Origin of the sequence: Streptomyces sp. LHD-70, assembly GCF_031157275.1 — a bacterium.
Taxonomy (GTDB): Bacteria; Actinomycetota; Actinomycetes; order Streptomycetales; family Streptomycetaceae; genus Streptomyces.
The window spans coordinates 1-10,803 of the sequence record NZ_JAVIFW010000006.1 but is presented as its reverse complement, the minus strand read 5'-3'; the positions used below and the strand labels follow the sequence as shown (position 1 = coordinate 10,803).

General features: G+C 68.9%; 4 protein-coding genes, 1 tRNA gene and 2 rRNA genes. 1 reads left to right on the top strand and 6 read right to left on the bottom strand.

The features are described from left to right. Positions 1 to 38: 38 nt before the first annotated feature. Together RCO28_RS13120 and RCO28_RS13115 are read right to left on the bottom strand one after the other, a co-directional pair. Positions 39 to 722, bottom strand: coding sequence for a response regulator (locus RCO28_RS13120; RefSeq protein WP_308941250.1), 684 nt, complete (start codon positions 720 to 722; stop codon positions 39 to 41). Positions 723 to 976: 254 nt separating this feature from the next. After that, positions 977 to 6,532: a HAMP domain-containing protein gene (locus tag RCO28_RS13115; RefSeq protein ID WP_308941249.1), complete on the bottom strand. Its 5,556-nt coding sequence runs from the start codon at positions 6,530 to 6,532 to the stop codon at positions 977 to 979. 276 nt (positions 6,533 to 6,808) lie between these two features. On the opposite strand from RCO28_RS13115, the gene RCO28_RS13110 reads away from it, so the two are divergent. Continuing rightward, on the top strand, positions 6,809 to 9,478 hold the full coding sequence (locus RCO28_RS13110; RefSeq protein WP_308941248.1) for a SpoIIE family protein phosphatase: 2,670 nt from the start codon (positions 6,809 to 6,811) through the stop codon (positions 9,476 to 9,478). A 75-nt stretch (positions 9,479 to 9,553) separates the two neighbouring features. Here the strand turns inward: RCO28_RS13110 and RCO28_RS13105 are convergent. The 4 genes from RCO28_RS13105 to RCO28_RS13090 form a co-directional block, all read right to left on the bottom strand. Next, positions 9,554 to 9,626: transfer RNA gene (locus RCO28_RS13105), tRNA-Thr, on the bottom strand. 95 nt (positions 9,627 to 9,721) lie between these two features. Continuing rightward, positions 9,722 to 10,384: a DegT/DnrJ/EryC1/StrS family aminotransferase gene (locus tag RCO28_RS13100; RefSeq protein WP_308941560.1), complete on the bottom strand. Its 663-nt coding sequence runs from the start codon at positions 10,382 to 10,384 to the stop codon at positions 9,722 to 9,724. A 118-nt stretch (positions 10,385 to 10,502) separates the two neighbouring features. Further along, positions 10,503 to 10,619 (bottom strand): 5S ribosomal RNA (gene rrf, locus RCO28_RS13095). 87 nt (positions 10,620 to 10,706) lie between these two features. Further along, positions 10,707 to 10,803: ribosomal RNA gene (locus RCO28_RS13090) — 23S ribosomal RNA — on the bottom strand; the annotation flags it as partial.

Here is a 10,803-nt window from a genome sequence, read left to right as displayed (position 1 = left end):
CGGCGACTGACATGTCCTCAGCGGCCGGTCCGCTTCCGTCAGTTCTGCGTGGGCAGCGTGGGCGCACCGCTGTCGGCGCCGGGCTCGAGGGCGTCAAGTGCCCTGCGCAGGCCGGTGAGTTTGCGCTCCAGGTGGGCGGCGGTGGCGACGGCGGCGGCATCCGCCGAGTCGTCGTCGAGCTGCTTGGAGAGCGCCTCCGCCTGCTCCTCGACCGCGGCGAGGCGGGCGGAGAGCTCTGCGAGGAGCCCGGTGGACTCCTGGGCCTCGCCGACGGCGGTCTTGCCGCCGCCCTCCAGCTGGAGGCGCAGCAGGGCGGCCTGCTCGCGGAGTTGGCAGTTCTTCATGTACAGCTCGACGAACACCGAGACCTTGGCGCGCAGCACCCACGGGTCGAAGGGCTTCGAGATGTAGTCCACCGCGCCCGCCGCGTATCCGCGGAAGGTGTGGTGGGGGCCGTGGTTGATGGCCGTGAGGAAGATGATCGGGATGTCCCGGGTCCGCTCGCGGCGCTTGATGTGCGCGGCGGTCTCGAAGCCGTCCATGCCCGGCATCTGGACGTCGAGCAGGATGACCGCGAAGTCGTCCGTGAGCAGTGCCTTGAGCGCTTCCTCCCCGGACGATGCCCGCACCAGCGTCTGATCGAGCGCGGAGAGGATGGCCTCCAGCGCAAGCAGATTCTCCGGCCGGTCATCGACCAGGAGGATCTTGGCCTTCTGCACCATGGCCCGTCCTCCTCGTCCCGGCTGAGCACCGGTCGCCGCCCCAGGGGACGACTCCGTCTCGCCGCCCGTCCTTGTGCCGGTCATGGTAACTGCACCCCACTCGTCGCCACACCCTGTCACCGCGATGTCACTGTGCCCGTAGCAGAAACGGCGCGGGAACCGGGAAAGTTCCCCGATCCCCGCAGCCTTACACGGAATCGGCCACGTTCAGTCAGCAACTACGCCTGGCCTGTCCGCGAATACGTCATGACATGTCACTCTCCGCTCATCCACTGCTCCATGACCGAAAGAAGATGATCCGGGTCGACCGGCTTCGTCACGTAGTCGGACGCACCGGACTGGATGGCCTTCTCCCGGTCGCCCTTCATCGCCTTCGCGGTGAGCGCGATGATCGGCAGCCCGGCGAACTGCGGCATCCTGCGGATCGCCGTCGTCGTCGCGTAGCCGTCCATCTCCGGCATCATGATGTCCATCAGGACCAGCGTCGTGTCGTCGTGCTGCTCCAGGACCTCGATGCCCTCCCGGCCGTTCTCCGCGTACAGCACCGACAGGCCGTACTGCTCGAGGACGCTCGTCAGCGCGAACACATTGCGGATGTCGTCGTCGACGATCAGGACCTTCTCGCCGCCGAAGTGGAACGTCGGGCGCGCGCTCTCCTCCGGCTCGTCCGCGGGCCACTGCTCGGGCGAGGACTGCGGTGCGGCGGCCGAGGACGATGCGGACGCGGAGGACGCCGAGGGGGCCGGCTGGCCGGGCAGTGCGGGGCGCTGCTCCGGGGCCTGCACGCTGCGCCTGCGCCGCCGGAACAACGTCCCGGAGGTCGCCGTCGGCGCCTGCGCCTGCGGCTGCACGGCCGGCTCGGGCGCGCTCTCCTCCACCACGGGAGCCTCGTCCTCCTCCGGCGCCGCGGGCAGCGCCTGAGCCATGGACGCCATCCCGGCCGGCAGGACCGGCGGCAGCTGCGAGTAGCCCTGCGGCGGCAGCTCGCTCGGGTGCAGCGGCAGGTACAGCGTGAACGTCGAACCACGGCCCGGCTCGCTCGCCGCGTGGATCTCGCCGCCGAGCAGCCGCGCGATCTCCCGGCTGATCGACAGGCCGAGGCCCGTACCGCCGTACTTGCGGCTCGTCGTGCCGTCCGCCTGCTTGAACGCCTCGAAGATCACGCGCATCTTGCTGCCCGCGATGCCGATCCCGGTGTCGGTCACCGAGAACGCGATCAGGTCCGCGTCCGCCTCGCGCAGCGAGCCCGCCTCGAGCAGCTGCTCCCGAATGCCGTCCGGCACATCGGAGTTGGCCGGCCGGATCACCAGCTCGACCGCACCGCTCTCGGTGAATTTCACCGCGTTCGCCAGGAGGTTGCGCAGCACCTGAAGCAGCCGCTGCTCGTCCGTGTTCAGCGTCGCGGGCAGCTCCGGCGAGACCCGTACGGAGAAGTCGAGTCCCTTCTCCGCCGTCAGCGGCCGGAACGTCGCCTCCACATAGTCCACCAGCTGTACGAGGGCGATCCGCGTCGGCGAGACGTCCATCTTGCCCGCCTCGACCTTCGACAGGTCCAGGATGTCGTTGATCAGCTGCAGCAGGTCCGAACCCGCCCCGTGAATGGTCTCCGCGAACTCCACCTGCTTCGGCGAGAGGTTGCCCTCCGCGTTGTCGGCGAGCAGCTTGGCGAGGATCAGCAGCGAGTTCAGCGGCGTGCGCAGCTCGTGCGACATGTTCGCCAGGAACTCCGACTTGTAGCGCATCGAGATCGCCAGCTGCTCGGCACGCTCCTCCAGGACCTGCCGCGCCTCCTCGATCTCGGTGTTCTTCACCTCGATGTCGCGGTTCTGCTGGGCGAGCAGCTCGGCCTTCTCCTCCAGCTCCGCGTTGGAGGCCTGCAGCGCCTTCTGCCGGTTCTCCAACTCGGCCGAACGCTCCCGGAGTTGCTCGGTCAGCTCCTGCGACTGCTTGAGCAGCACCTCCGTCTTCGTATTGACGGAGATGGTGTTCACGGACGTCGCGATCATCTCGGCGATCTGGCTCAGGAAGTCCCGCTGGATCTGCGTGAACGGCTGGAACGACGCCAGCTCGATCACGCCGAGCACCTTGGCCTCGAACAGCACCGGCAGCACGATCACCTGGGCCGGCGGCGCGTCCCCCAGACCGGAGGCGATCTTCAGATAGCCGGACGGGGCGTTCTCCACCAGGATGGTGCGCCGCTCCGTGGCGGCCGTGCCGATCAGTGTCTCGCCGGGCTTGAAGGACGTCGGCATCGAGCCCATCGAGTAGCCGTAACTGCCCATCATCCGCAGCTCGTACGCCTCGTCGTCGTCCTCGACCGCCAGCTCCGTGCCGTCGTCCGTGGGCGTGGCCACGAAGAACGCGCCGTGCTGCGCCGACACCACCGGCGTCAGCTCGCTCATGATCAGGCCCGCGACGTCCTCCAGGTCACGGCGGCCCTGCATCAGACCGGAGATACGGGCCAGGTTGCCCTTGAGCCAGTCCTGCTCCTTGTTCGCGATCGTGGTGTCACGCAGGTTGGCGATCATCGTGTTGATGTTGTCCTGCAGCACCTGGATCTCGCCCGAGGCGTCCACGTCGATCTTCAGGTTCAGGTCGCCGCGGGTCACCGCTGTCGCGACCGCCGCGATGGCGCGCACCTGCCGGGTCAGGTTCCCGGCCATCTCGTTCACGGACTCCGTCAGGTCGCGCCACGTGCCGTCCACGTCCCGCACCCGCGCCTGACCGCCCAACTGGCCCTCGGTGCCCACCTCTCGGGCCACCCGGGTCACCTGCTCGGCGAAACTGGAGAGCTGGTCGACCATCGTGTTGATGGTCGTCTTCAGCTCCAGGATCTCGCCGCGCGCATCGATGTCGATCTTCTTCGTCAGGTCACCCTTGGCGATGGCCGTCGTGACCATCGCGATGTTGCGCACCTGACCGGTCAGGTTGGACGCCATCGAGTTCACCGACTCGGTGAGGTCCTTCCACGTACCGGCGACGCCCGGCACCCGCGCCTGACCGCCCAGGATGCCGTCCGTGCCCACCTCGCGGGCGACTCGGGTCACCTCGTCGGCGAACGAACTCAGCGTCGTCACCATGATGTTGACCGTGTCCGCGAGCTGCGCGACCTCGCCGCGCGCCTCCACCGTGACCTTCTTCGTCAGGTCACCGTTGGCGACCGCCGTGGCGACCTGGGAGATGTTCCGCACCTGACTGGTCAGGTTGTTGGCCATCAGGTTCACGTTGTCGCTCAGGTCCTTCCAGATGCCGATGACACCCGGCACCCGCGCCTGACCGCCCAACTGGCCTTCCGTGCCCACCTCTCGGGCGACCCGCGTCACCTGCTCGGCGAACGACGACAGCTGGTCCACCATCGTGTTCACCGTGGTGACGAGTTCGAGGATCTCGCCCTTCGCGTCGACGGTGATCTTCTTCGACAGGTCACCGTTGGCGACCGCCGTCGTGACCTCGGCGATGTTCCGCACCTGCGAGGTGAGGTTGTTGGCCATGCCGTTCACGGACTGCGTGAGGTCCTTCCACGTACCCGCCACGCCCTGCACCTCGGCCTGGCCGCCGAGGATGCCGTCCGTACCCACCTCGCGGGCCACCCGCGTGACCTGCTCGGCGAAGGCCGACAGCTGGTCCACCATCGTGTTGAGGGTGTTCTTCAGCTCCAGGATCTCGCCACGCGCGTCCACGTCGATCTTCTGCGACAGGTCACCGCGGGCCACCGCCGTCGCCACCTGCGCGATGTTGCGCACCTGGCCCGTCAGGTTGCCCGCCATGCCGTTCACGGAGTCCGTCAGGTCACGCCACACACCGGCCACACCGGGCACCTGCGCCTGACCGCCGAGCCGGCCCTCCGTACCCACCTCGCGGGCCACCCGCGTCACCTGGTCCGCGAACGCGGAGAGCTGGTCGACCATCGTGTTGATGGTGTTCTTCAGCTCCAGGATCTCGCCGCGCGCGTCCACGTCGATCTTCTGCGACAGGTCACCCCGCGCCACCGCCGTCGTGACCTGCGCGATCTGCCGCACCTGTGAAGTCAGGTTCCCCGCCATGAAGTTGACGGAGTCGGTCAGTTCCTTCCACGTACCACTGACGCCGTCCACGCGCGCCTGACCGCCGAGGCGGCCCTCCGTACCCACGTCACGGGCCATACGGGTCACCTGGTCGGCGAAGCTCGACAGCTGGTCCACCATCGTGTTCACGGTGTTCTTCAGCTGGAGCATCTCGCCGGACACGTCCACGGTGACCTTCTGCGACAGGTCGCCGTTGGCCACCGCCGTCGTCACCTGGGCGATGTTGCGCACCTGGCCCGTCAGGTTGCGGAAGGCCGTGTTGACCGAGTCCGTCAGGTCCTTCCACGTACCGGCCGCGCCGACCACCTGCGCCTGGCCGCCCAGCTCACCCTCGACACCGATCTCCCGTGCCACCCGCGTGACTTCGGAACCGAAGGCCGACAGCTGGTCCACCATCGTGTTGACGGTGTTCTTCAACTCCAGCATCTCACCGGCGACATCGACGGTGACCTTCTGCGACAGGTCGCCGTTGGCCACCGCCGTCGTCACCGTCGCGATGTCCCGCACCTGCGTCGTCAGGTTCCGGAAAACCGTGTTCACCGAGTCGGTGAGGTCCTTCCACGTGCCCGCCGCGCCCGGCACATTGGCCTGACCGCCGAGCTGGCCGTCGGCGCCGACCTCGTTCGCCACACGGGTCACCTCGTCGGCGAACGTGCGCAGCGTCTCCGTCATCTGGTTGATCGTTTCGGCGAGTTGGGCCACTTCGCCGCGTGCGTTGACCGTCACCTTCTGCGACAGATCACCGCTCGCCACCGCCGTCGTCACCTGCGCGATGCCGCGCACCTGCGCCGTGAGGTTGCCGGCCATCAGGTTCACCGAGTCGGTGAGGTCCTTCCACACACCGGCCACGCCCGGCACCTTCGCCTGGCCGCCCAGCTCACCCTCGGTACCGACCTCGCGCGCGACCCGGGTCACCTCGGACGAGAACGACGACAGCTGGTCCACCATCGTGTTCACGGTGTTCTTCAGCTCGAGCATCTCGCCCGCGACATGAACGGTCACCTTGCGTGACAGATCACCCTTGGCCACGGCCGTCGTGACGAGAGCAATGTCACGTACCTGCGCGGTGAGCCGGTACGCCATGGTGTTGACCGAATCCGTGAGGTCCTTCCACGAACCGGACATACCGCGCACCCGGGCCTGACCGCCGAGCTTGCCCTCCGTACCGACCTCGCTGGCCACCCGCGTCACCTCGTCGGTGAACCGCGACAGCTGGTCGACAAGGTTGTTGACCGTACGGCCGACCTTCAGGAACTCACCCCGCAGCGGATGCTGGGCCACCCCGTCGGGAGCGGGCGCCTTGAGCTCCATACGCTGCTCCAGGTCACCCTCCGCAACCGCGGAGAGCACCCGGCCGACCTCGGAGACCGGACGTACAAGATCGTCCACGAGCGCGTTGGACGCGTCGATCGCCGCCACCCACGAGCCCTCGCCGGCACCGTGCTCCAGGCGCTCCGTGAGCTTTCCCTCACGCCCGACCACGCGCCGCACCCGCGCCAGCTCGCCGGTCAGGTGCAGATTGCGGTCCGCGACCTCGTTGAACACGGCCGCGATCTCGGCCATCACACCGTCGTTGGAGACGGTCAGACGCTTCCGGAAATTGCCGTCACGCATCGCGACGAGCGCCGTGAGCAGCCGGTTCAGAGCCGCGGTGTCGACCGCGGTGGTCCCACTTCGCTGTTTGCTTCGGGACGGGCCGCCTTTTGCGCGCGTGCCAGTACCACGCGCCGCCGCGCCAGACTCCACTGTGTCCCTCCCGCAGGGGTCGACCACTTGCTGGGGTGCTCCGCCTTCATTCGGAACCTGCCCAGTGTTTCACCATGCCTGAACCAGGCCATAACAGTTCGGCAGCTTTGCACAGCGTCCCCGCACCCTCCGGGCGGAAACACTGTCGACCGGCATCCGCATAGACCGCGAAGGTAAGTAACCTGGCATCCGGCTGTCCAACCACCCCGGTACGCCCGGCCTGGGCGGCGGAAGGCACAACGGCGGGCAGACGCGCATCGGAGGGGCGGCCGCAGCATGGGCATGGGAGATCTCGGCGTCGACACTCGAACTAGGAGCAGTGTGATCACCGCGCGGGCGGCTGCCACCTTCGACCCCCTCGGACGGTCCGTGGCATCCGCCAGGACGTTCGTCCGCGACACCCTTCAGGGCTGGGGCCACGCCGACATCGTCGACGACGCGGTCGTCCTCACCAGCGAGCTCGTCACCAACGCCGTCGTGCACGCCGGCACCACCGCCGACGTCCTGTGCCTGCGCTCCGACGACTCGGTACGCATCGAGGTCGCCGACCGCTACCCGGAACGCGAGATCCCGCTCCAGCAGTCCGTGCACACCATGGGCAGCCCCGACCGCGAAGGCGGCCGCGGCCTGCAACTCTGCGCAGCGCTCGCCGCCCGCTGGGGCGTGGACTACACCCCCACCCACAAGCAGGTCTGGTTCCAACTCGACCTCCCGGAACGCATGGTGGGCACCCGCACGGCAGGCCCCGTGATCGCCACCGACCTCCTGCCGCTCGCCGACACCCGGGTCCGCGTGGCCGTAGTCCAGATCGACCGCACCGGCAACGTCTCCGCCTGGAACGAGGACGCCGAGACACTCTTCGGGTACCCGGCGGAAAAAGTCAACGGCAAGCCCCTGACCGACCTCGCCGCCTGGCCGCACACCCCCGGCACCGGCACCGGCATCGCCGAGGCCCTCCAACTCTCCCGCTGGGAAGGCAGTTACGGCATCCGCGGCGCCGACGGCCGCGTCGTGCCGGTCTACGCCTCCCACCTCCGCGTACGCGACACCGACGGCGAGCCCTCCACGGTCTGCCTCCTCGTCCGCGACCACGAACGCGCCGTCCTGCAGACGCCGTTGCGCGGCCCCGCCCCCGACGCCGCCTCCGTCCCCGACGGCCAGACCGGCGCCGACCCCTTCGACGCGTTCATCGGCTCCCCCGCGCCCGACGACCTCGACGGCCTCCTCCAGCGCACCGTCGAACGCGCCCGCGACATGCTCGACGGCGACGCCGCCTTCCTGCTCCTCGCCACGGACGACGAGACGGAGTTGGAGGTCCGCGCCTCCACCGGCCTCCCCTCCGCCCGCCAGCGCTTCGCCCGCGTCCCCGTCGAAGCCGGAACGGGACGGTACGGATCCGCCCGGATGCCCTCCGTGCACGAGGACCTCACCGTCGTCCCCGGCGCCTCCCCGCTCCTCAACGGCACCGGGATGCGCTCCGTCGTCACGGTCCCGCTGAAGGTCGAGGGCCGCCTCACCGGCTCCCTCGGCGTCGCCGCGGAATCCCCCGGCCGGTACTCCAACGAGGAGGCCCTGCGCCTCCAGTTCGCCGCCGACCGCATCGCCCTCGCCGTCGAGTCGGCCCGCCTCGGCGAGCTGGAGCGGCTCCGCAGAGGCTCCCTCTCCTTCCTCGTCGAGGCCTCCGACCTCCTGGCCGGCACCCTCGACCGCGACCAGACGCTGGCGCTCATGGCCCAGATGACGGTCCCCACCCTCGCCACCTGGTGCGCGGTCTACACGATCGCCGACCAGTCCTCCGAGCCGTATCTCTCGTACGTATTGCACGAGGACGAGGAGCGCATCGACGGCCTCAAGGCCCTGCTCTCCCGCATCGCCCCGCCCGACCCCGTCCCGACCCCGGGCGCCCGCGTGTGGAGCGCCCCCGCCGACGCCGCGCACCAGGCCGCCCTGCGCACCTCCATGCGCAGCCTGGGCCTGGGCGAACCGCCCCGCCTCGGCACCGGCATCGGCACGTCCCTCGCCACGGCGGCCGCGGTCGGCGGCGAGACCGTCGTCCTGCCCCTGGTCGCCCGCAACCGCGTCATCGGCATGCTCACGCTCGGCAAGCCCACCGAGGAGCACTTCCGCCAGGAGATCCTCGAACTCGCCGAGGACCTCTCCCGCAGGGCCGCCCTCGCCCTCGACAACGCCCGCCTGTACTCGGAGCGCATGGCCATCAGCCAGTCCCTCCAGCGCAGCCTGCTGCCGCCGGAGCTCCCCGAGGTCCCCGGCGTCGAGGTCGAGGTCATCTACCGCGCGGCCGGCGAGGGCAACGAGGTCGGCGGCGACTTCTACGACCTGTTCCCCATCCGCGACGGCGCGTACGGCTTCGCCATCGGCGACGTCTGCGGTACGGGCCCGGAGGCCGCCGCCGTCACCGGCCTGGCCCGGCACGCCCTCCGGCTCCTGGCCCGCGAGGGCTTCGGCGGCCCGGCCGTCCTGGAGCGCCTCAACGCCGCCATCCTCGACGAGGGCGCCCGCAGCCGCTTCCTGACGCTGCTCTACGGCGAGTTGTGGCCGCAGGAGGACGGCTCCGCCATCCTCAAGATCGTCTGCGCGGGCCACCCGCTCCCGCTCCGCCTCCGCCAGGACGGCACGGTCGAGCCGTACGCGGAACCCCAGCCGCTCCTCGGCGTCATGGACGACCTGGAGCTGTACGAGCAGACGACGACGCTCGACCCAGGCGACGTCCTGCTCTGCGTCACCGACGGCGTCACGGAGCGCCGCGAGGGCACGCGCATGCTGGGCGACGACGGCCTCGCCGACGTCCTCACCACGTGCACGGGCCTGACCGCCGGCGCCGTCGCGGCCCGCATCATGCGCGCCGTCGAACGCTTCGCCTCGGACGCCCCGTCGGACGACATGGCGATCCTCGCGATGCGCGTCCCGGAGCCCCACCAGGACTGACCCGGGGGCTCAACTTCCCCCCGTACAACGCGAAAAGGCCCCGCCCGAATCAACGGGCGGGGCCTTCTCTGTCGGAGCCCCCATGCGGAATCGAACCGCAGACCTTCTCCTTACCATGGAGACGCTCTACCGACTGAGCTATAGGGGCCTGTTGTCCTCGCGGTCTCCCGCGCGGCAACGGAATAGATCATACCCCGTTTCGAAGGATGCCTCGAACCACCGGCACGCACCGGCTAATCACGCTCAGAACGCGGGCTGCAGCAGTCCTCCGAGCGCATTGCACGCGGACACGAGCCGCTGAAGTTCCCGCCGCGTCATGCTTCCCTGAATGGGCAGAGCGAGCGTCTCGTCGGCGGCCCGCTCGGTCTCGGGCAGTACGACATCCCGCCGGAACTCCGGCAGCCGGTGCACAGGTGTCTTCACCGGAACACGGCAGTCAACTCCCTTGCCCTTTATGGCCCGTGCGAAGGCATCCCGGTCGGGCCGCCCGTTCCCGGGCACGCGCACGACGTACTCCTGATACGTGTGCCCGCGCGCAGGCTCGGGCGTCCGCACTCCGGTGAGCCGCCCGTCGAGGTACTTGGCGTGCGCCTGCCTCCGCGTCACTTCGCCGTACGACTCGCTGCTCTCGCCCTGTTCGAGGACGAGCAGCCCGCGCCGGCGCCCGACTTCGCCCAACTGCCCCATGTCCGCGGGGCGTCCGAAGCGATGAACGACGATCACGGCAGCGGTCCGAGCCGTGGCTACGGCTTCAACTGCCGCTGCATCCAGGCAGTACGTCGCCGGGTCGATGTCCGCGAACACGGGCATCCCTCCGGCCAGGACGACCGCTTCGGCCACGTCGGCGTTCCCGTACGCCGGCACGATGACCTCGTCACCGAGTCCGACACCGGCAGCCTTGAGCATTCCAACTGTCCCCATACCTCGCGATGTTGGTGGCCCAACGTGAACACGAGGTGACGCAAAACAAAAAGACGCTGGTCCCCGAACCGAAGTTCAGGGACCAGCGTCTTCATCAAAATTAGTTCGGCGGCGTCCTACTCTCCCACAGGGTCCCCCCTGCAGTACCATCGGCGCTGTGAGGCTTAGCTTCCGGGTTCGGAATGTAACCGGGCGTTTCCCTCACGCTATGACCACCGAAACACTATGAAACTGTCAACCGCACCACCCGTGACCATGGGTGGGGTTGTTCGTGGTTTCAGAACCAACACAGTGGACGCGAGCAACTGAGGACAAGCCCTCGGCCTATTAGTACCGGTCAGCTCCACACCTTACGGTGCTTCCACATCCGGCCTATCAACCCAGTCGTCTACTGGGAGCCTTAA